The following is a 20,972-nucleotide window of genomic DNA, read 5'->3' as shown; positions in this document are numbered from 1 at the left end:
TTTAACTTTATATGAGATAAAAAATAAAATATAAAAAACTAATGATCTCTAGCATCGAGTGTTGAACATTAAATTACTATCTACTCCGCAAAGCTGGTTTAGTAACTCTATTTTAATGAATTTTTCCTAGCTTCTTTACAGAAGAGTAAAAAATGGCATTTAGCTGTGATCCTTTTCCTCCTAGTCAATTTGGTACTATCACCTTGACAGGATTAACCAGTGGCGGAGCTATTTCTCCTGATGCAAACGGTAACATTAATTTAGGTGGGGGAAACATTGCTGTTATTGGCAATTCTGCAACGAATACACTAGCCTTTTTTACGCCTGACATTAAAGGAATTACTTGGGTAGATGTAACTTCATCTCCCATTCAAATGTCAGTGAACACAGGTTATATGGATAATTTTTCTGGATCCACTCTATATAAGCTGCCTGCTTCATCAGCTTTTGGAGATGTGTTATTCATAGTAACGGCTGGAACAGAGAATAACGGATGGGTGCTCAATATGGCACCAACTCAACAAGTATATCTCGGAGCCACACAAACAACATTCGGCGGAGCAATTACTTCTTTAAATCCTGGTGATACTCTTTACCTTGTATGCAGTCAAGCAAATATAAGATGGGTAGCCATATCTTTTACTGGGAATTTTGGTAGTACATAAGACTCTTAAGATTATTAACAGTAGGCTCACTATATGAAATAGTGAAGTTGTTTATAAATTAAAACATAATAAAAAGAGAAACAAATGGCAAATGCTATCAATTGCAAACGGTAATATTAATTTAGGTGGGGGAAACATTGCTGTTATTGGTAATTCTGTAACGAATACACTAGCCTTTTTTACGCCTGACACTAAAGGAATTACTTGGGTAGATGTAACTTCATCTCCCATTCAAATGTCAGTGAACACAGGTTATATGGATAATTTTTCTGGATCCACTCTATATAAGCTGCCTGCTTCATCAGCTTTTGGAGATGTGTTATTCATAGTAACGGCTGAAACAGAGAATAACGGGTGGATGCTTAATATGGCACCAACTCAACAAGTATGTCTGGGAGCCATACAAACAACATTCGGCGGAACAATTACTTCTTTAAATTCTGGTGACACTCTTTACCTTGTATGCAGTCAAGCAAATATAAAATGGGTAGCTATATCTTTTACTGGGAATTTTGGTATTACATAAAACTCTTAATATTACTAACAGTAAGCTCAATATATAAAATAGTGAATTTGTTTATAAATTATAATATAACAAAAAGGGAAACAAATGGCAAATGCTATCAATTTAAACCAGACTGGAATTGTTGCTTATAACAATTCCACTGGTGTTTTCTTTGGTCGAACTCTTACTTCGACAGGAAGCACGGTTACCATTACTAATCCCAATGGTGTTAATGGGAACCCTAATTTTGAGGTTAATTTTTCTGGAACTAACATTAATAGCTTCACTGGCGTTCTAAGTGTAACAAATGGCGGTACCGGTAATTCTACTTTTCCTACAAATAGCATCCTAATTGGGAATGGGTCGGGCCCTATTGGAAGTATTCCAGCGGGAACAAATGGCCAAGTACTTATTGGAACAACGGGTAGTCCCGCAGCTTTTTCAACTTTAACACTATCTGGAGGCCTTACACAAACTCAAGGAGCAGGGACTCTTACTCTAACAGCACCTCCTATTACAATCACAGGAAGTGGTGTTACTGTAACCGGTAGTCCTGTTTCTTTAGGCGGAACGGTTTCTCTAACGGTCACAAATAGTGGAATCACTTGGGTCAATGTTACAGGGACAACCCAAACAATAGCGACAAATACCGGTTATATTGCTAACAATGCAGCCCAAGTTGTCTTCAATCTTCCTGCTACAGCAGCTATCGGGGATACATTTTACATAACAGGTAATGGAAATGCAGGTACAGCTGGATGGAAAATCAACCAAAATGCGGGTCAAGAGATCTTCTTTGGTTCTTCAACAACCTCAGTTGGAACTGGAGGATCTCTTACTTCTACAAACCAATTAGATAGCATTCGTGCCGTTTGCATAGTTCCAGGTTTTGCCACGATTTGGAACGTAATAAACAGTATTGGAAACATTATCGTGGTATAAATTTTGAGTTAATTTTTTTAATAACTAGCGACTACAGAAGTATGAATGGGTAATAGCACTAACTAACATGGTAAAAACAGCAAACGCGATCAATATACCAGCATCTTCTAGCATACCAGCAATGACGCTGGGAAGTGGAAATAATTTTTTTGGAACTAATACCCTGGATTGCGAAGGGTCTGGTGCATTTGGGACTTTTGCAGGAACGGCTGCTCCTACTAATGGAATCATTGTTAGTGGGTTTTTAGGAGTGGGAACAGCTACTCAGTTCTTAACAGGATCTACAGCAGAATTTGTGGGAACGTCGCCAGCTGTTGAGTGTGATGTTACACAGACATCCTATGTAGGAAGCAACGCTACTAATGCGTCAAGTTTATTGCAGTACACAGCAAGGGGAACAGCGTTAACACCAACAGCTAACCAAAGCGGAGATCTTTTAGGAGTATGGGGAGCAAGAGGTTATACAGGATCTGCTTTTACCACTACCTCTAAAGCAACCATTTCTATGATAACCACCCAGGCTTGGACTGCTACAAATAACGGGACGGCAATCACTTTTTCTGTGACGAAAAACGGGACTACAACTCTTGGAGAAATAGCTCGTATCATCAATACAAATACGACAAATACAGGTCTTGCCATCACTGATTTAGGATCAGGGTTATTAGTTAAGGAGGGTTTGAATGCTCGGATGGGGATAGTTATGTTGGTTGCAGGCATAGCTATCGTGTTGAATAATACGGTTACAGCAAACACACGGATTTTTTTAACAAATAGCGGAATAGGGATAAACGTAGGACAATTAACTATATTAGCACGAATACCTGGGGTTAGTTTTACTATTTCATCTAACCTGCTAACCGCTGCTGTTTCTGTTGCTTGGTTAATGATAGAACCTGCTCCTTAAGAAACATAATAAATAAGGCTAGATGTACCTAAAATGCCAAAGATAGCAAATGTAACCAATACACCTGTTTCTTCTTCTGTTCCTTCTTTAACGCTAGGAAATGCAAATAACTTTCTTGGGGCTAACTCATTAGATTGCAAAGGATCTGGGGCTTTTGGAACTTTTGCAGGAATGGCAGCTCCTATAAATGGATTAGTAGGCAGTGGTTTTTTAGGGGTTAGAACTGCAACACAATTCCTAAGTGGATCTACTGCAGAATTTTTCATGCCAACCACTTCATCTGAATGCAACATTGTACAAACAACTTATGCAGGGTCAGGATCTGCCAACGGATCAAACCTTATTCATTTTACAGCACGAGGCACAGCGCTAGCGCCTACGGCTAATCAGATGGGAGATGCATTGGGAATATGGGGAATAAGAGGGTATAACGGCACTGATTTTGTAACAACCTCCAAAGCTTCTATCACCATGTTGGCAAATGAAACATGGACAACGAATGCTAACGGGACGGCAATTAGTTTTCAAATAACTCCTCCTAATTCAACAACTCCATCTGAGATTGTTCGTGCTCTTAGTACAAGTGCTTCTATTTCCGGATTAGCGATTACTAGGGCCGGATCAGGTTTTATGATCAAAGAAGGAGCAAATGCTCGGATGGGAATAGCTAGATTAGTGCCCCTTTTTTTAGCTCCTTCTAGTGTTACAGTAGCTAATAATACAGTGACTCTTAACACGCGTATTTTTCTTACAAATAACAATCCTTCTGGTTTAGCTCTTGGAGAGGTGTTTGTGGCATTAGTAATACCGGGGGTTAGTTTTACCATCGCCTCTATTGCTATGGGGGATACTTCGAGTATTGCATGGCTATTAGTTGAGCCAGCTCCTTAGATGATCTTGCTACAATAAATGGGACACAAAGAACCCGAATAAATTAAAACAAATTTATTAAAGAGGTTCTTATGAGAAAGCAAAAAAAAATCGATATCCCGTGATTCTGAAGTTCCTATGGGAACTTTAGCTTAGGTGGATTCAAGAATTTAAAGAGCAAGGAGAAAAGATCTTTCCTGGATCAGGCAAGATCAAACCCTGCAATGAAGAGATGTATCACCTTCGTAAAGAATTAGCAGATAGGAAACAGGATAGAGAGATCTTAAAAAAGGCTATGGCCATCTTCTCACGGCCAAGAAAATTGGCAAAAAGAACCAAAAAGTTTTAAAATTACCATCACACTTTGGGACTAAATATCTTAGATAATAGGTAAATAAAGAATGTAAAATGGTAACAATAACAAACGCAATAAATATTTCGGCCTCTTCAAATTTAACCTCTTTAACTTTAGGGAATTCTAATAATTTTCTAGGGATTAATACTTTAGATTGCAATGGGTCAGCAGCTTTTGGCACCGTAGCCGGAACTACAGCGCCTCCAAATAGTTTGGTTATCTCTCCTTTTCTGGGAATAGGAACAGCTACACAATTTCTATTAGGATCTACTGCGGAATTTGTTATGCCAACCACCTCTACAGAATGCGATCTTGTACAAACATCCTATGTAGGAAGTAGTGCTACTAATGCATCGAATTTGATTCATCTCACAGCAAGAGGAACTGTATTAGCCCCTACAGCTAATCAAAGAGGTGATATTCTGGCAGAATGGGGAGTAAGGGGCTATAATGGCACTGGTTTTGCTGCTGCATCAATGGGGTCTCTTCTCATGAAGGCAAATGAGAATTGGACAACCACTAGTAATGGAACAAATATTTCTTTTCAGGTGACATCTAATATAACAAACACTCTAAGGCAAGTCGCTACTATACTAAATAGTAGTGCCTCTATTTCAGGGGTTGCCATTTCAGAACTAGGTGCGGGCTTTTTAATTAAAGAGGGCAGTAACGCCAGAATGGGAGTTGTTACTCTATCAGCTGGGACAGCTACAGTGCTGAATAGCACCGTTACAGCAAATACTCGTATTTTTTTGACTGTTAATAGGCAGAGTTCTCTGAACCTTTTAGGATTCTTACGCGTAAGTGGAAGAACACCAGGAGTCAGCTTTAGTATCTCAACCGGTATTGCTTTGGATTTTGGTTCAGTAGTAAGTTGGTTGTTGATAGAACCTATCTAAATTCTAAAACTTTACTTATATTTCCCATTTGAATAGCAATAGGGACTGATTTTTTTAATTTAAAAATGGGAATAATTTTATGCATCACTCACATTCTCAAACAGGTAATAATCCTCCTTATTAAAAAATGAATCTTTATAAATTCTTAATTTGAAATAAGATTAGTATACACAATGAACCTATCTTGAATTGAATATAAATTTTCGCTATGACACCTGATCTTTTTATTTTTTAACTAAAGACAGATGACATGAGCAAGCAAGGATTAAATGAAGAACAGTTTAAAATACTCGAACCTCAAATGGAAAAATGGGTAAATCGTAACCATTATGGAAGAAAATTAGCGCCATGGAGACCTGTAGTGAATACTATTTTCTGGGTGCTTCGGACAAGGAGCTCCTTGGAAAGATGCACCTAGAAACAAGGAGTTTTCTCATTCCTCAACAGCACACGCATGGCTTGGAAGAATGCAATCTGCTGGATTTTTAGATCAATTTTTAGAAGAGCTGCTTAAGCTTGCCAACAGCTGGGGTGTATTGATGCCCAGAGACTCTCTGTAGATGGTTTTTTTTTCCAGCGGATGCGGAGGAGGAGAGCAAGTTGATTATGGCTACAAAGGTAAAGGCGTGACATCGCATTTACTGTTAGAAAAATCAGGAAAGCCTCTTGCAATCACTTTTACATCAGCATCCGGGGATGAGAAAAAACAAGTGATCCCTCTGCTTAGGAAAGTCATTCCCTTCATTAAAAAAGCATGGAATCAGGGAAAAGTACCCATACTTGAAGCAGATAAAGGTTATGACTCAGAGCAAACACGTATCGATGTTCTTTCCCATGAGGTTTTTCCTCTGATAGCTCGGAAAAGAAACACTAAGGGATATAAGATAAAAGGCATTTGCTACCTTGAAAAGCAACGTTGGTTCGTTGAGAGAACGATTTCTTGGTTAAAGACATGCTTCCGTCGTCTTACAGTGCGCTGGTAAAGAAAGGCAATATATTGGAACGGACTATTAATGTTTGGACTACTGGGATATTGGATGAATTTCTTAAGTCGGCAAGTATCTTTAAAACAGTAAATTTAATTCAAGATAGGTTCATATAAAATATATGAATCAAAATTTTTAGTTTAAGTAAAAAGAGAAAATAGACTCTCTGCAAAAACTAAAAAAAGTTATACTGAGCTTTGTCAATGTCAATAGCTATCGATATGATGAGGAGAGCACGAAGTGCTAAGTCAAAATGAAGTGACAAACAAAATCTTTGTTAGTTGCTAGGGATAGAATTTTTTTAAGGAGGTATGATATGAGCATGAAACGGGTAGTTCACTTTGAATTTGATATTCCTACGCCAATAGCTGGAGTGCCTAAAAATATTTTTGCATCCGAGTTTTCTGATCAGAACATGAATCGCAACCATGTCTTAGCTGCAAGCGCAATTGCTGGGACTTTCACACTGAGCTTTTTAACAAAAGGAAACGCAGATGAGGTGATTGAAAAGGCTTGCTTAAAGTCACAGACGGTTTCAGCAAAAGCTGCTGCTGCGGGAGGTTGGTCGATAGTATTACCTTATCAAACTACCTATTGGTCCTACCAGGCACAGAACTCGGATGGTTACTCCTATTTATTTACATTCCCATTGGTTTTATTCAATGCAGCTAATGTGCAAGCGGATGTTCCAGCTGGTGGAATAATAATAAATATGGATTTCGAGATTTCTTTAGTTTAATTACATAATCTAGCTATATACGCATATTCACCTTAATTAAGGTATATAAATAGTTATAAAAGAAAAGTTGTTTTTAAATTTCTTTTATCATCTTAAAAAGCGTGCTGTTTTTAAAATAATCAAGGAAGGGATTCCCCAATGTACTGTATCAATTTTGAGATGTTTTAGGATGTAGGTGATTAATTCATGAGAAAATAGACCTTCTGCGAAAGCCAAAGAATGCAAAAAAGAAGCCATCAAATAGAGTTTGATTTTTTTGAATTTCTTCAGGAATTAAAATTCATGGCGCATCAGTTGTGAGGTGAATGCAACCTAGTGTTCTTTTGAGAAATGAACATAAAGCCTTAGTAACCTGCATTTTTTTTAATAGGCTTTTTTCAGAAGATATTAAGTAACATCTGGGAAAATGTTCCCTTAAGGAATGATATATGGAAGTTATCAAAATTGCTTTTGTTCCATCTACAACAGGAATAAATGTGCCCTGTCGATTGGTAAATTATAATGATAAATCTCGAAATACGCAGATAACACGTAACAACACAGGTCGGTACACCGCCAGCTTTCTTACAAAAGCTGATATTGATGAAACAGAAGCGGCGTATCCTGTTATTAACGTGACTTGTCAAGGTCCGGAAAATTCGGGTACTGTAGTCAATGTCCTCAATCCCACTGCTAAATATCAACCTAAAAACAAAGAAGGTTACAATTATCTTGTGAGATTTCAAATTGAGACTAAGAACGTAGTTAATTCAGTAACTTTACCAATTGCACTTTTAACTCTATTAGGGTTCACATTTAATGTGACACAATTTGTAGATAGATCAGTAGTCATGTTGAGTTGTGAATTACACTGCTGGAATCAAAAGTATGCTTGTGAATGTGGGTAACGTGCTTATTTGTGCAGGGAATTTTATGATTTAGGGATTAATTCACGAAGATAGAAAAAACCAACAGTTGGTAGTTGCAGTTTTATAATTATTGTTTGAATTATTAAGGAAATGAGAACATGTTAAATGTTTATTTTGCATTTGAAGGTCCTACAGCTAAGGTTTTGAGTTATTTTGGTAACACGGAAAAAGCCATTGAAAATCTGAGTGTAAATCGAACAGCTGCAGGCAAATATACGTGCGTCTTCTTAACAGGCCGTCGGGTTAATCAGAATCAACAACCTATTGTTCAGGGAACCTCGAATGGTCGCACAGAGACCGTAGGGATATGTAATATCATCCGTACAAACATTGTATTTTTCCCGAACTATGGTGCCTATCCCTATCAGATTACAATAGATATAGAATCTTATGGTGGTGCTGCTGATCCAGATATCATAATGGTTGCATACTCACAGTCAGAGTGCATCTAACAAAGAAATGTAAAAAAACATGGCAAGCAAAAGTTCAAAATATAAAGTTTTCTTCATCTGCACCGGGTTATTTTGGCGATATTAATAAGATATGGTTTTTTCAACCGATAACAATTGATACACATGGATAGGTGTTATGCCTAACGAAAGTAAAATCTATGAATCAACTTGGATAGAGGAAGATATAGCTAACTCCGTCAATAGAGATAATTTTGTTATAGACGACCGTGAATTTTTCAAAAATTATCTAAACAGACAGTCAGAATATGAAGAATCGGAATATGAGGAATTTTCAACTACTACACATGTAGCCACTTCAAATGAAAGTATACAACGCTATGAGTCCCAATTCATCGAAGAAAAGCAGTCTTCTGACAAAACAATAAACTTACGCTCACAAGCTCTAGAAGCTTATTGGTGGGCTTCTTATAAAAACCGTCAGGGATTTAAAGAAGCTTTAAGTCAGTTTGATTTGACGCCAGAGCTTTTAGATAAAGATCCCACAGCCGCTATAAACCGATCAAACAACCCCAATGACCCGCTTTATTGGTTAAAACGCAACCTGGAAACTTATTTCGATAGAGAAAATAATCGCTATTTCATTCCGGTAACAGAGTATGGAGGGGCAGGAAGTGATGATAGAATTGTCCCTACCCATGATAAAACCCGTATGGCCTTTGACCTTTCTACCCGCCGAACGAGTTACTTCCCCACGGATATTTTCATGGAGCCTGGAGATGAAATTGCTATTACAGTGGATGCTCTGGATAACCCTCAAACGAATTGTTTCACTGTTACGGGAACTTACTATCCTTATATAGAATTAAACTCGATGGCATTGGTCGAGCATCAAACGGTTATTTATACAGCTACGACATCAGGCCCGCTTATGCTAGCCTGCATTAATAATAACCGAGATATGAAAAGTTGGGGAAAAAGGATTAAGATTACAGCTGTACCTAAGAATGAAACGAAGAAAGTTCCCATCTTTGTTTTTGGACTAAACTCGCAAAAAGAGTGGCGAGAAAACATCAGTCAGAATCCTAACTCACTTAATCAAGTGATGATGATGAGTGGCCGCGATAGAATATATATTTTAGGAGATGTAGCTAAAAAACTTCCTCTAAATATCGGTAAATTGCTATCAGAATATTTACTTATCAGTACAGCTTATGACAAATTGAATGGCTTTGACAGTTCAAAAGCCTTCCATTTTCCAACGCAAAATTTACAAGTTGTAACCTTTGAACGTGGTGACTATGTCACCGCTAATGTGGTGGCTGTGTGCAATGACCCAAACAGAAGAAAGTCAAGAACTGAGTTTGTTGATTGGCATGAGTTAGGCCATGCACATACCATGGGATGGTCTTGGGGATCTGAATCAGAAGTTACTGCCAATATTTATGAAATGGTGGCCGAGCGCCTTTTTAAAGGGAAACAAGATAAATTTGGGAGTTATGAGATTAGCCGAGCTTCCATTTTTAGACTCGATGATCCAGAGTATGGAAATGATAGATTTTGGGATCCAAAATCAGTGCCGAATTTTATCAATGCTAAGGTTGACCCTTCTGTTCTTCAAGGTGGTTTTGATGCTATGTCGTCTAAAACTTATGATTTCAGGACATCAATTGAAAAGCCAGGGCATGTAAACAATGAGTTCATACGGCTACTAATGTTTTTGCAGTTGTTGTTTAGTTATGGAGATGATTTTTACGCCAAGCTCGGCAAAGCTTACAGAGAAGCTTGGAATTACGGAGATAGTGGGAATCTATTCGATACGAATCAGAAGGATAAAGACTGGTTTGTATTAAATGCAAGTCGCGCATCAGGTCGAGATTTGAGGGAGTTTTTTGATCTTTGGGGTTTAGGCTATAGCCAGAATGTTCGAGATGCAATTGGAGCGATGAAACTACCTTCACCCTTAGATGACAAGGTGATCGTAGGAGGATCAGGTACAGATACAGGCTATGGAGGATCCGAGGGAACCATCACAGTCGATAAAAGCTATGGAGTAACCTCTGTAGCCTATACACGCTCTGGAAGAACCATCAAAGTCTATGAATACTCTGATGGAGACATCATGGTCTATGAAGAACCTGAAGGCATCAAATCATACTATAAACCCTCTCAAGGAACAATCCCAGGCTCTGGGGGAACCATCACAGTCGATAAACGCGGTGGAACAACCAATATAGTTTATAAACGCTCTGGAAAAACCTTTACATTCTATCAAGATTCTCAAGGAACAATTAAGGTCTCTGAAGAGCCTGAAGGAATCACCACAGTCTATAAAAGCGATGGAGGAACCAACACAGATACAGGCTCAGGTACAGGCGGCGACGTTGGAACCACCACAGGTACAGATACAGGCTATGGAGGATCCGAGGGAACCATCACAGTCGATAAAAGCTATGGAGTAACCTCTGTAGCCTATACACGCTCTGGAAGAACCATCAAAGTCTATGAATACTCTGATGGAGACCTCATAGTCTATGAAGAACCTGAAGGAATCAGATCAGACTATAACCCCTCTCAAGGAACAATGCCAGGATCTGGGGGAACCATCACAGTCGATAAACGCGGTGGAACAACCAATATAGTTTATAAACGCTCTGGAAAAACCATCAAAGTCTATGAAGACTCTGAAACCATCAAAGTTTATGAAGAGCCTGAAGGAATCACTACAGTCTATAAAAGCGATGCAGGAACCACCACAGATACAGGCTCAGGTACGGGAGACCACGGAGGAACCACCACAGGTACAGATACAGGCTATGGAGGATCCGAGGGAACCATCATAGTCGATAAAAGCTATGAAAGAACCGCTATAGCCTATACACGCTCTGGAAGAACCATCAAAGTCTATGAATACTCTGATGGAGACCTCATAGTCTATGAAGAACCTGAAGGAATCAGATCAGACTATAAACGCTCTCAAGGAACAATGCCAGGATCTGGGGTAACCCTCACAGTCGATAAACGCGGTGGAACAACCAATATAGTTTATAAACGCTCTGGAAAAACCTTTACATTCTATCAAGATTCTCAAGGAACAATTAAGGTCTCTGAAGAGCCTGAAGGAATTACCACAGTCTATAAACGCGATGAAATAACTAATACAGGCTTTGGAGGCTATTAAGGGACCTGAAAGAATCACCACAGTCTATAAACGCTCTGGAGGAATCAACTTAATCAGAATCAACAACGTATTTATTCGGGTAACCTCGAGTGGTACCCAGAGACCGCAGGAATATGTAATATCATCAGTACAAACATTTTATTTCCCAACCTATGGTGCCTATCCCTATCAGAAAATGAAAGCCTTAAAATAGAGGGTTATGCAAGAAGTTCTCTAATTCCACACAAGAGGAATATAAATTCTCTTAATTCTTCATAAGCTCTCCGAGCTGATATTTCTCTTGCAAAATAAAAGGCGTTTTTTAAGATCTTGGACAGCAAAGTTTAATGCGGGAGATAAGTCCAGGGTTATCTGCGGAGTCTTTTTTTGAAGAAAACTATTTGAGGTTCTTCGCTCCATTATGCTATCCGAAATGAAATGGGCAAGACAATGTCTATTAACCTCAGTTTTGGGTTTTATTCAATAGATCTCTTGCATAACCAATAAGCAATCTAAAATTTTAAAGTATTTTAATCCATGAGAGTATGATTGTTTAAGCGATATAGCTGGAAATGCTTTTGTTAAGATAGGAATCTATAAATGAAAGATTTAAAATAAGGGGTTATGAAAGAAATCTATTATGAATAAGCTTGCATAAGTTGCGTCAATGGTCAATACGATACACAATATAAAATATATGAATCAAAATTTTTAGTTTAAGTAAAACGAGAAAAGAGATTCTCTGCGAAAACTAAGTCAATAGCTATCGATTTCTCCCTTAGAAAGAGCTATGCAGATTTTTCTCATTATTGCCTTATTGCTTTATAATGAGGAGAGCATGAGGTGCTAAGTAAATGCATCTAAAGTGCAATCGGATCTTTCAGATGGCGGAGTAATAATAAATATGGACTTCGAGATTAATTTAGTTTAATTACATAATCTGGCTCTATACGCAGATTCACCTTAATTAAGGTATAGAGCTAGTTATAAAATAAAACCTATTTTTTACATTTCTTTTATCAACTTAAAAAGCGTATAGATGTATGCCTAGCGAAAATAAAATCTATGAATCAACATGGATAGAGGAAGATAGAGCTAACTCCGTCAATAGAGATAATTTTGTTATAGACGACCGTGAATTTTTCAAAAATTATCTAAACAGACAGTCAGAATATGAAGAATCGGAATATGAGGAATTTTCAACTACTACACATGTAGCCACTTCAAATGAAAGTATACAACGCTATGAGTCCCAATTCATCGAAGAAAAGCAGTCTTCTGACAAAACAATAAACTTACGGTCACAAGATCTAGAAGCTTATTGGTGGGCTTCTTATAAAAACCGTCAGGGATTTAAAGAAGCTTTAAGTCAGTTTAATTTGACGCCAGAGCTTTTAGATAAAGATCCCACAGCCGCTATAAACCGATCAAACAACCCCAATGACCCGCTTTATTGGTTAAAACGCAACCTGGAAACGTATTTCGATAGAGAAAATAATCGCTATTTCATTCCGGTAACAGAGGATGGAGGGACAGATAAAATTGATCCAGATTACAATATCAATCCTAAAATCCGTATGGCCTTTGATCTTTATAACCACCGAACGAATTATTTCTCCACGGATATTTTCATGAAGTCTGGAGATGAAATTGCTATTACAGTGGATGCTCTTGATAACTCTCAAACAAATTGTTTTGCTGCTACAGGAACTTCCTATTCATCTGGTTATAGGAAATCAAACCCGATGGCATTAGTCGAGCATCAAACGGTTATTTATACAGCTACAAGAGCAGGCCCACTTATGCTAGCCTGTATAAATAAAAACCGAGATATGAAAAGTTGGGGAAAAAGGATTAAGATTACAGCTGTACCTAAGAATGAAACGAAGAAAGTTCCCATCTTTGTTTTTGGCCTAAATTCGCAAAAAGAGTGGCGAGAAAACATCAGTCAACCTTCTAACTCACTTAATCAATTGATGATGATGAATGGCCGCCATAAAATATATATTTCAGGAGATGTAGCTAAAAAACTTCCTCTAAATGTCGGTAAATTGCTATCAGAATATTTGCTTATCAGTACAACTTATGACAAATTGAATGGCTTTGACAGTTCAAAAGCCCTCCATTTTCCAACGCAAAATTTACAAGTTATAACTTTTGAACTTTGTGGCTTTATATCTAATAGTTTAGTAGCTTTGTGTAATAATCCAAAAACAAGAAATATATCAAGAACTGAGTATGTTGATTGGCATGAGTTAGGCCATACACATACCATGGGATGGTCTTGGGGAACTGAAGTAGAAGTTACTGTCAACATTTATGAAATGGTGGCTGAGGGTCTTTTTAAAGGGAAAAAAGATAAATTTCAAGGTTATGATCTTAGCGACCGTGCCCGTTTTAAACTCGATGATCCAAAGTATGGAAATAATAGATTGTGGGATCCAAAATCAGTGCCGAATTTTATCAATGCTAAGGTTGATTCTTCTGTTCTTTTCGGTGGTTTTGATGCTATGTCGTCTAAATCTCTTGATTATAGGGACCTAAAGAACAGAAAGCCAGCGCATGTAGACAATGAGTCAATACGGCTATTAATGTTTTTGCAGTTGTTGTTTAGTTATGGAGATGATTTTTACGCCAAGCTCGGCAAAGCTTACAGAGAAGCTTGGAATTACGGAGATAGTGGAAATCTATTCGATACGAATCAGAAGGATAAAGACTGGTTTGTATTAAATGCAAGTCGCGCATCAGGTCGAGATTTGAGGGAGTTTTTTGATCTTTGGGGTTTAGGCTATAGCCAGAATGTTCGAGATGCAATTGGAGCGATGAAACTACCTTCACCCTTAGATGACAAGGTGGTCATAGGAGGATCAGGTACAGATACAGGCTATGGAGGATCCGAGGGAACCATCATAGTCGATAAAAGCTATGAAAGAACCGCTATAGCCTATAAACGCTCTGGAAAAACCATCAAAGTCTATGAATACTCTGATGGAGACCTCATAGTCTATGAAGAACCTGAAGGAATCAGATCAGACTATAACCCCTCTCAAGGAACAATGCCAGGATCTGGGGGAACCATCACAGTCGATAAACGCGGTGGAACAACCAATATAGTTTATAAACGCTCTGGAAAAACCATCAAAGTCTATGAAGACTCTGAAACCATCAAAGTTTATGAAGAGCCTGAAGGAATCACTACAGTCTATAAAAGCGATGCAGGAACCACCACAGATACAGGCTCAGGTACGGGAGACCACGGAGGAACCACCACAGGTACAGATACAGGCTATGGAGGATCCGAGGGAACCATCATAGTCGATAAAAGCTATGAAAGAACCGCTATAGCCTATACACGCTCTGGAAGAACCATCAAAGTCTATGAATACTCTGATGGAGACCTCATAGTCTATGAAGAACCTGAAGGAATCAGATCAGACTATAAACGCTCTCAAGGAACAATGCCAGGATCTGGGGTAACCCTCACAGTCGATAAACGCGGTGGAACAACCAATATAGTTTATAAACGCTCTGGAAAAACCTTTACATTCTATCAAGATTCTCAAGGAACAATTAAGGTCTCTGAAGAGCCTGAAGGAATCACCACAGTCTATAAAAGCGATGCAGGAACCAATACAGGCTCTGGAGTCTATTGAGAAACCAAACACAGGCTATGTAGGTTATACAGATACCAGGAAGATTGAGAAAGAACGTGCAGGAAATATTAGGATGTATAGTAGAAATAGCCAAAAGAAATGCAATTCATTCTTTTACAGTCATTCCTAGAAGATGGGTTGTAGAGCGTTCTTTATATAAGTTTGAAAAGATTTTAAACAGGCTTTTAAAACGATAAGAGGAATCTCTGCTGTATTCCATAGCTTTACAAGCTTCTGAAACGGAACCCAATTGTTTTGTTAGCTGAAGCAATCCCAGTTTAGGTTTTATGATTTTCTGTGATATGTTCGTATTTACTCCAAGTTTGTTTTACTTTTTATCTAAACAAAGTCAGATTAAATCTCAACTAGTACAATTTTAACAGATTTAATACCACCTTACTTTTAAAGTTTTACAACAGATAAGATTTACTGGTTACGTTATCAGCAATATCTGTTCTATCGTATCGATGAACCATTTCACTGCTAGAATGGCCGCTTGCTTTCATAATTAAAGAATCGCTAAATCCATCTTCTTTCCAAAGAGTAATAGCGGTAGTTCTTAAATTATGGGCACTTACTCGAAAGGGGATTTGTGCGTTCTTTCCTGCTTTTGAAAAATTTCGATCTACTTGAGTTTTCTTTACTCCTTTATTATTTCTTGTAAGAAAGACAAGACCCTTTCTTGCTTGTATGTAATCTTTTAATTTCTGAAGCAAAACCTGGGCTCCTTCTTTCTCAAAATTGATAATCGTAAAATCATCTGTTAATTTACTTTTGGATTGCTTAAATAAGATCTGTCTTTTTTCGAAATCAATACGATAAACCTCTAAAGAGAGCACTTCATTAATTCTTTTTGCCCCATGTAAGCACAACTTCGCAATTAATGCGTCTCTTGGGTTGATTTGCTCTAGTTCTTCTAAAAATCGATAGAGTTGTGCTCTATTCAAGGATTCTGTTTTTACTTTTTTAGATGGTGGGCTAAAGGTTTTCTCTAATCCGGTTCTATTGGGTGTTGCTTTGGCTATAATCCCTTCTGTTTTTCTTGATAGATATCTTGTAAAAGCTAATAAACAACTAATGCGAGCTTCTTTAGTTCGTGTTGACCATTCCTGTTTTGTTTCTTCGGTTATTTTATTTTTTATGTAGATTGTTTGGGTTTTAATTTGATCGACAATCGCATTTGTAGATAGAACCCCAAACATTTGCAAACTCCAATTTGGGTTCAAAAAACCTCTTTCCAATAATTCTTTCATTGAAGTTGTATAAGAACTTTTGGTGCAAGGGTTGGTAATTGTCTCAATCCACTCAATAATTGCAGTGCGAAGATTAACTCTAGAAAGGGCTTGCCAAAGCCTTTCATTTTTAATTTCAATAACTTGTTTGTAGTTAAGTTTGTGTTTTTCTTCTAATTCTATTATTTCTGCATTCATATTTTTGCTTTTAAGACTTAACAAAAGACATCCTACTCAAAGAAGATCATCTTCGATCTTTAAATTATGTATTTTCACTTAATGTGTATAGTGTTTTCTTTTTTTTTACTTAAAAAGCTTGTTGCGCTCTTATGTGTCCATAAGACTAATTATGGACACAATAAAGCCATTTAATAAATAAGCTAATATTTACTTATTAAGTACTTGGCATCAATTAGGCTTTTGTATTTTTTCTGCAAATTCGTACGTAAAGATTTAAAGAAGGTAGCTTGCAAAAGATTAGTCTTTTATTAAAAAACAGATGCTTTTAGATACAAGATCATTGGTTTTCCGTAAAAAGATAAAATAAAATGTTTTAGTTTTTATTTTTTTTGTTATTATTTTCGTGATTTTTAAACCGGTTTTGAGGATAAAATGACTAAAACAAAAGTGCTTGAAGTAGATGAGAAAATGGAAAAATCATTAACAAATATTTGTGATGCTGCTTTGAGATATCATGGCCTGCAAATTATGAATACAGTTGTTGAGGTTGCCAGTGCTATTCGTGATCGAGAAGAAGAAAAATATGAAGAAAGGCTTCCATAAAAAACCTTCTGGGTTTTTTTGGTTAATGCTTTTCTTTTCAATCATTATTACCATTTTGTCAGGTGTTACTAGTTGTTTTTTGGCTTATGCCCCTGGGATAAAGTGTGATTTAGTAACATCTGGCTTTGGATTTAAAAAATGCATGAGTGATGTGGGGAGCTCTTTGCCCTGTATCACAACAAATTGAAGAAAGCAAATTTTAGACTACTTACAATCGCTCTTTTTTGAAAAAAAAATAATAAATATTTTATTTGACAAAGGAGCGAATAGGAAACTAGTATATAGATACTTATGAATAGTCACCTCTTAGACACATCTAGAAAAGTTGTTACTTTACCTGAAGCGGCTGTTATGCTAGGCATGAGTTCTTTAACAATTAGACGCGCTATTAAAAGTGGGAAGATTAAGGCTATGCAAATCAGTCCTAAAGGAAGATATCGCATCTTAATTGAAGAATTAAATGGATTCATTCAGAGAAATTCTCAAATAACCGATATGGGATAGAAGAAGCAATAAAGCAATCTTTATTGCAATACAGAACTTTCTATATTACAAATATAACGATTTTAAAAAATTAACACCCTGAACAACTTCTATTTGATTTTCAACCCATTCTCTTTTTAGTTCTTTGACAACTTGAACAGATGGCGTCTGATATTTTTCATGAAAGTAACGAAGACTTGGATTTATTAAATGGTCTGAGTATTTTACTTCAATGAGCTTTTCCATCTGATTATCTTGAGCTAATACAAAATCCACTTCTTTTTTTTCTTTTGTAAGCAGATAATGCAGCGAAACTATTTTAGCTTGGTAATCAGCTTTTGCTAATGCATGTTTCAAAAGGCAAAATCCCACTAAGTTCTCAAAGCGAGATCCCGAGCCCCCTTTAACAAGGCCGATGTCAAAAAAGTAAATTTTAGGCTCTTTCAATAAGCTGCGAGCAATATTACGTGAAAATGGTGTTACACGAAACACGATGTAAAGAGCTTCTAAAATTTGAATATATTTTTTTACTGTATTGGGAGAGATCGCGGCATCTTGAGCGATAGAACTATAAGAAACAGGAGATCCCACTCTTTCTCTTAATAGCTCAAAAACTAGGCGAATAGCGTTTAAGTTTTGAATATTTTCAAAATCAAGAACATCTTCTCTTAATAAACTATCGATATATTGGAGACGCCATCGATCTGTATCCATTAAATCTTGAGTCAAAAAAGGTTCAGGAAACCCTCCTCTTTCTAAAAAGCGATCGATTGTATAATTGACATGAACCTTTTCACATTCAGCAGGAGAAAGAGGCATAAGACGATGAAGAAAGTAACGCCCAGCAAGAGAATCTCCTACTTGTTTAAAAACTTCTAGACGAGCGCTTCCTGTCACTAAAATTTTTTGATGCTCAGGCTTTGTATCGTAAACTCCTTTCAGGTAATTCTTCCATTTGGGCATTTTATGGATTTCATCGAAAATGAGAAGTTCAACAGAGGGTAACCAAGCTTCTTTTAAAAAGATTCTTCGGTCTTCATAGCTGTCATAGTTTAAATACATCGAGGAAGTAAATTGCTTTGAGATAGCCTTGGCTAAAGTTGTTTTACCAGCCTGTCTAGGGCCTGACAAAATAACCATTTTTTTTTGAAGATCGCGTAAAATACTTTGTTGTTGAAACCGCTCCATGTATGACTATTATGCAGGGTGTTGCAAAAAAGCCAAGACTATTTTGCATTTCTTTGCATAATAGTTAGATTTTGTTGTAATTTTTTATTGGATAACACTTATTTGGAAAGATTTTTTGAATTTGTTAAGACGATTTGTCTTTCGTTATCCACAAGGATTGGCATCCCAATTTGCTGCCTGCATTTTTCGTCCATATAAAACCTATTTTTTTGCCTTTTGAAATCAAACTAGTATACATTGCTATAATCGCTTTAAATCTTGCTGTTTTGCGATAGCCTTTCAAAGACCGCCTTGATATAAATCACCACCATCAAGATTTTTAAACACCCGAAACAAACTCAGCAGATATAGTTATTTAAATCGACATTGATAAAACAGCTTGATCTAAGGCTTCGGATAAATTAGCTACAGTAGGTAAAAGTTCTCGGATTTTCGTTTTCATATTGGCCCAATATTTTTCGATAGGATTTAAGTCCGGTGAATAAGGCGGGAGAAAGAGCATTTCGTATCCACTTTCCTCTATCAATGTTCTAGTTGTCTTTGATTTATGAAAGCTCGCGTTATCGAGAATCAAAACTTGGCCATGAGTCAAATTTGGAATCAATTCCTGTTTTAGCCATACATTAAATAGATCCGTATGGCAAGTTCCTTCAAAACACATCGGTGCCAGCAATTTCTTCCCTTGTAGTGCCGAAATTACACTCTGTCTACCAAATCGTTTTCCTGAAATTCCTCCAAATATTTGTTTTCCCCTCGCGCTCCTCGCATATTGCCTATGCACATATTGACTGATTCCGCTCTGATCCAAATAGACCCTTTTTTCAGGAGAAATTGCTTCTATCTTTTTTAGATATTCCGCTCTTGCTTCCGCATTCCTTTCCTTATAAAACGCAATCTTTTTTTTCTTGTGATCTTGAGTCTTTTCAAAGCGTAAAAGATTGCTTGCAAAGTCAAACCAAAATGCTTTGCAATCTCTGATAAAAAATGACCGGGGTTTTTTTCTACATAAGCGATTAATCTCTGATCATCAATTTTCTTATAAGTGCTTTTCTTTTTTAGAGGTTCTACGTTTCCTCTTTGTTTCTTACGCTTTACCCATCGGTAGACAGTTGCAATCCCAACTTGAAATAGCTGGCTGGCCTTCATTTTGTCGTTATTTTCTTCTAGGTATTGAAGCACTCGTTTTCTTAGATCCATTGAATAAGGTTTAGGCATTTCTCTACCTCCATATATTTTGTTGGAGAAAAATATACAACTTTATCAATAATATTTTAAATAACTATAATTTATATTTAATTACAAATTTCGGAGAAAAAGGGGAAACGTACAACCGTAATACGATGCAGAACTTTCATAGGTAAAAAGCAGGCGAAAGCAGGCGGTAGATAGCTCCTACCCAAAAGAAAGAGAAAAGGCGGTTATAAAGTCTCAAAAGCAAACAGCTTATGTTACCAAACCCAAAAACGTGCAATTTACGCGTTTAAATAGCTTCTAAGCTTGTTTTAAGCATTAGAATGAAAGTTTTAAAATAGGGGGTTATGCAAGAAGTTCAAAGTCTCTGCTCTTGTGATCTTGGAATGTTTGTTTGAAAATCAAAAATCACAATTTCGTGGAATTGTTCTTCAATCTTCGTTGGTGATTTGTTTTTAACTTATAAAGAGTGATTTATACTATTTAATATCAATAAATATACTCTTTAACAATGTAAGATGAAATTAATCGTTAATTATAATAATTTTCTGTCTAATTGAAACCTAAAATGATATTCTCTACTTGTTTTCAAGTCAGTTGATTGATGTTAGTCATTAATTGTGAAAAGAAGGAATTAAGCAATGCTGATAGATGTACTAAATGCACTATTACATCTGTTAGATACGTTTCCTAAAGAGATACTGATGAAACTCATACAAAAATAAAAAAAAATGTTCCTTCTAACTGAAATAAACTCAGTGTAAATATAACTTTAATATAATAACCACGGATAAGAATATGGTACCTCTAGGTATACTAAACACAGTATTAGGATTATTGAATATCGTGCCTTTAGGCACTCTTCCTTTACTAAATACTTTATTGTTACAAGCGCAATTATTGATAGATCAAGGCAATAGCCCACAACAAGTTTTTGCAATTCTTTCAGTCGCAATAACTGGTTCTTGTTCTCTCCCAGTCCGAGCTGGAGAAAAATAGAGATACTGCTAAGTATTACAAAAGAAAAACCGCATGATTTTCCCTCATGTGGTTTTTTTATTTGAGTCATGTGAGTTTTATAAATGAGTCTTTCTTA

The 20,972-nt window shown here is 36.8% G+C and carries 21 protein-coding genes and 1 pseudogene; 16 read left to right on the top strand and 6 right to left on the bottom strand.

Annotated elements, in window-relative coordinates; translation table 11 throughout:
* Positions 1–152: 152 nt before the first annotated feature.
* The 5 genes from RHABOEDO_RS10615 to RHABOEDO_RS10595 all read left to right on the top strand — a co-directional run bounded on the left by RHABOEDO_RS10615 (position 153) and on the right by RHABOEDO_RS10595 (position 3,910).
* A complete protein-coding gene (locus tag RHABOEDO_RS10615) occupies positions 153–665 on the top strand; it encodes a hypothetical protein (protein WP_215217049.1) in 513 nt (170 codons plus the stop codon).
* Between the two features lie 91 nt (positions 666–756).
* Positions 757–1,191 (top strand): hypothetical protein, encoded by a 435-nt coding sequence (locus RHABOEDO_RS10610; protein ID WP_215217050.1) that lies wholly within the window; start codon positions 757–759, stop codon positions 1,189–1,191.
* 84 nt (positions 1,192–1,275) lie between these two features.
* Complete coding sequence (locus tag RHABOEDO_RS10605; RefSeq protein ID WP_215217051.1) at positions 1,276–2,112, top strand: hypothetical protein; 837 nt, start codon at positions 1,276–1,278, stop codon at positions 2,110–2,112.
* 121 nt (positions 2,113–2,233) lie between these two features.
* A complete protein-coding gene (locus RHABOEDO_RS10600) occupies positions 2,234–3,019 on the top strand; it encodes a hypothetical protein (RefSeq protein ID WP_220017914.1) in 786 nt (261 codons plus the stop codon).
* A gap of 33 nt (positions 3,020–3,052) precedes the next feature.
* Complete coding sequence (locus tag RHABOEDO_RS10595; protein ID WP_215217053.1) at positions 3,053–3,910, top strand: hypothetical protein; 858 nt, start codon at positions 3,053–3,055, stop codon at positions 3,908–3,910.
* A 272-nt stretch (positions 3,911–4,182) separates the two neighbouring features.
* On the opposite strand, the gene RHABOEDO_RS10590 is transcribed toward RHABOEDO_RS10595, so the two are convergent.
* A complete protein-coding gene (locus RHABOEDO_RS10590; RefSeq protein ID WP_220017913.1) occupies positions 4,183–4,539 on the bottom strand; it encodes a hypothetical protein in 357 nt (118 codons plus the stop codon).
* On the opposite strand from RHABOEDO_RS10590, the gene RHABOEDO_RS10585 reads away from it, so the two are divergent.
* From RHABOEDO_RS10585 to RHABOEDO_RS10545, 9 genes are all read left to right on the top strand, one after another.
* Positions 4,529–5,143 carry a hypothetical protein gene (locus RHABOEDO_RS10585; RefSeq protein WP_220017912.1) on the top strand — a complete coding sequence of 205 codons (615 nt, stop codon included), beginning with the start codon at positions 4,529–4,531 and terminating at the stop codon, positions 5,141–5,143. The genes RHABOEDO_RS10590 and RHABOEDO_RS10585 overlap by 11 nt on opposite strands.
* A gap of 250 nt (positions 5,144–5,393) precedes the next feature.
* A complete protein-coding gene (locus RHABOEDO_RS10580; protein WP_215217055.1) occupies positions 5,394–5,561 on the top strand; it encodes a transposase in 168 nt (55 codons plus the stop codon).
* Between the two features lie 142 nt (positions 5,562–5,703).
* A complete protein-coding gene (locus tag RHABOEDO_RS10575; protein WP_220017911.1) occupies positions 5,704–6,126 on the top strand; it encodes a transposase in 423 nt (140 codons plus the stop codon).
* 319 nt (positions 6,127–6,445) lie between these two features.
* Positions 6,446–6,868: a hypothetical protein gene (locus tag RHABOEDO_RS10570; protein WP_215217616.1), complete on the top strand. Its 423-nt coding sequence runs from the start codon at positions 6,446–6,448 to the stop codon at positions 6,866–6,868.
* A 428-nt stretch (positions 6,869–7,296) separates the two neighbouring features.
* The gene (locus RHABOEDO_RS10565; protein WP_215217615.1) at positions 7,297–7,755 is read left to right on the top strand and encodes a hypothetical protein; all 459 of its coding nucleotides are present in this window, start codon (positions 7,297–7,299) and stop codon (positions 7,753–7,755) included.
* Positions 7,756–7,874: 119 nt separating this feature from the next.
* Positions 7,875–8,228 carry a DUF807 family protein gene (locus tag RHABOEDO_RS10560; protein WP_215217614.1) on the top strand — a complete coding sequence of 118 codons (354 nt, stop codon included), beginning with the start codon at positions 7,875–7,877 and terminating at the stop codon, positions 8,226–8,228.
* Between the two features lie 472 nt (positions 8,229–8,700).
* Complete coding sequence (locus RHABOEDO_RS10555; protein ID WP_220017910.1) at positions 8,701–11,367, top strand: M60 family metallopeptidase; 2,667 nt, start codon at positions 8,701–8,703, stop codon at positions 11,365–11,367.
* Between the two features lie 1,022 nt (positions 11,368–12,389).
* On the top strand, positions 12,390–14,999 hold the full coding sequence (locus RHABOEDO_RS10550; protein WP_220017909.1) for a M60 family metallopeptidase: 2,610 nt from the start codon (positions 12,390–12,392) through the stop codon (positions 14,997–14,999).
* Between the two features lie 56 nt (positions 15,000–15,055).
* Positions 15,056–15,196: a hypothetical protein gene (locus RHABOEDO_RS10545; RefSeq protein ID WP_215217584.1), complete on the top strand. Its 141-nt coding sequence runs from the start codon at positions 15,056–15,058 to the stop codon at positions 15,194–15,196.
* Here RHABOEDO_RS10545 and RHABOEDO_RS10540 read toward each other — a convergent pair.
* Both RHABOEDO_RS10540 and RHABOEDO_RS10535 read right to left on the bottom strand, forming a co-directional pair.
* Positions 15,175–15,303: pseudogene (locus tag RHABOEDO_RS10540) on the bottom strand (helix-turn-helix domain-containing protein); the annotation flags it as partial. The gene RHABOEDO_RS10545 and the pseudogene RHABOEDO_RS10540 sit on opposite strands and share 22 nt — an antisense overlap.
* A 106-nt stretch (positions 15,304–15,409) precedes the next feature.
* The gene (locus RHABOEDO_RS10535) at positions 15,410–16,429 is read right to left on the bottom strand and encodes a tyrosine-type recombinase/integrase (RefSeq protein WP_215217583.1); all 1,020 of its coding nucleotides are present in this window, start codon (positions 16,427–16,429) and stop codon (positions 15,410–15,412) included.
* A 414-nt stretch (positions 16,430–16,843) separates the two neighbouring features.
* On the opposite strand from RHABOEDO_RS10535, the gene RHABOEDO_RS10530 reads away from it, so the two are divergent.
* Positions 16,844–17,014, top strand: a complete 171-nt coding sequence (locus RHABOEDO_RS10530) for a hypothetical protein (RefSeq protein ID WP_215217582.1) — start codon at positions 16,844–16,846, stop codon at positions 17,012–17,014.
* A 291-nt stretch (positions 17,015–17,305) separates the two neighbouring features.
* Positions 17,306–17,518 (top strand): helix-turn-helix domain-containing protein, encoded by a 213-nt coding sequence (locus RHABOEDO_RS10525; protein WP_215217581.1) that lies wholly within the window; start codon positions 17,306–17,308, stop codon positions 17,516–17,518.
* Between the two features lie 45 nt (positions 17,519–17,563).
* Here RHABOEDO_RS10525 and RHABOEDO_RS10520 read toward each other — a convergent pair whose 3' ends face one another.
* The 3 genes from RHABOEDO_RS10520 to RHABOEDO_RS10510 form a co-directional block, all read right to left on the bottom strand.
* Entirely contained in the window at positions 17,564–18,637 is a 1,074-nt protein-coding gene (locus tag RHABOEDO_RS10520; RefSeq protein ID WP_245397626.1) for an ATP-binding protein, read from the bottom strand.
* Between the two features lie 403 nt (positions 18,638–19,040).
* On the bottom strand, positions 19,041–19,526 hold the full coding sequence (locus RHABOEDO_RS10515) for an IS630 family transposase (RefSeq protein WP_245397625.1): 486 nt from the start codon (positions 19,524–19,526) through the stop codon (positions 19,041–19,043).
* Positions 19,527–19,531: 5 nt separating this feature from the next.
* Positions 19,532–19,900: an IS630 transposase-related protein gene (locus RHABOEDO_RS10510; protein ID WP_220017641.1), complete on the bottom strand. Its 369-nt coding sequence runs from the start codon at positions 19,898–19,900 to the stop codon at positions 19,532–19,534.
* Positions 19,901–20,972: the final 1,072 nt, after the last annotated feature.

Origin of the sequence: Candidatus Rhabdochlamydia oedothoracis, assembly GCF_019453995.1 — a bacterium.
Lineage (GTDB): Bacteria > Chlamydiota > Chlamydiia > Chlamydiales > Rhabdochlamydiaceae > Rhabdochlamydia > Rhabdochlamydia oedothoracis.
Note: the sequence above shows the minus strand (reverse complement) of the source record. Positions and strands in the feature narration are given on the sequence as shown.

Bases quoted from the DNA above. Each gene is read 5' to 3' on its own strand.
- RHABOEDO_RS10610 (WP_215217050.1), top strand. From the start codon at position 757: ATGCTATCAATTGCAAACGGTAATATTAATTTAGGTGGGGGAAACATT.
- RHABOEDO_RS10570 (WP_215217616.1), top strand. From the start codon at position 6,446: ATGAGCATGAAACGGGTAGTTCACTTTGAATTTGATATTCCTACGCCA.
- RHABOEDO_RS10560 (WP_215217614.1), top strand. From the start codon at position 7,875: ATGTTAAATGTTTATTTTGCATTTGAAGGTCCTACAGCTAAGGTTTTG.
- RHABOEDO_RS10595 (WP_215217053.1), top strand. From the start codon at position 3,053: ATGCCAAAGATAGCAAATGTAACCAATACACCTGTTTCTTCTTCTGTT.
- RHABOEDO_RS10535 (WP_215217583.1), bottom strand. From the start codon at position 16,429: ATGAATGCAGAAATAATAGAATTAGAAGAAAAACACAAACTTAACTAC.
- RHABOEDO_RS10520 (WP_245397626.1), bottom strand. From the start codon at position 18,637: ATGGTTATTTTGTCAGGCCCTAGACAGGCTGGTAAAACAACTTTAGCC.
- RHABOEDO_RS10585 (WP_220017912.1), top strand. From the start codon at position 4,529: ATGCCAACCACCTCTACAGAATGCGATCTTGTACAAACATCCTATGTA.
- RHABOEDO_RS10580 (WP_215217055.1), top strand. From the start codon at position 5,394: ATGAGCAAGCAAGGATTAAATGAAGAACAGTTTAAAATACTCGAACCT.
- RHABOEDO_RS10600 (WP_220017914.1), top strand. From the start codon at position 2,234: ATGACGCTGGGAAGTGGAAATAATTTTTTTGGAACTAATACCCTGGAT.
- RHABOEDO_RS10605 (WP_215217051.1), top strand. From the start codon at position 1,276: ATGGCAAATGCTATCAATTTAAACCAGACTGGAATTGTTGCTTATAAC.
- RHABOEDO_RS10510 (WP_220017641.1), bottom strand. From the start codon at position 19,900: ATGCCTAAACCTTATTCAATGGATCTAAGAAAACGAGTGCTTCAATAC.
- RHABOEDO_RS10565 (WP_215217615.1), top strand. From the start codon at position 7,297: ATGGAAGTTATCAAAATTGCTTTTGTTCCATCTACAACAGGAATAAAT.
- RHABOEDO_RS10550 (WP_220017909.1), top strand. From the start codon at position 12,390: ATGCCTAGCGAAAATAAAATCTATGAATCAACATGGATAGAGGAAGAT.
- RHABOEDO_RS10530 (WP_215217582.1), top strand. From the start codon at position 16,844: ATGACTAAAACAAAAGTGCTTGAAGTAGATGAGAAAATGGAAAAATCA.
- RHABOEDO_RS10525 (WP_215217581.1), top strand. From the start codon at position 17,306: ATGAATAGTCACCTCTTAGACACATCTAGAAAAGTTGTTACTTTACCT.
- RHABOEDO_RS10575 (WP_220017911.1), top strand. From the start codon at position 5,704: ATGGTTTTTTTTTCCAGCGGATGCGGAGGAGGAGAGCAAGTTGATTAT.
- RHABOEDO_RS10615 (WP_215217049.1), top strand. From the start codon at position 153: ATGGCATTTAGCTGTGATCCTTTTCCTCCTAGTCAATTTGGTACTATC.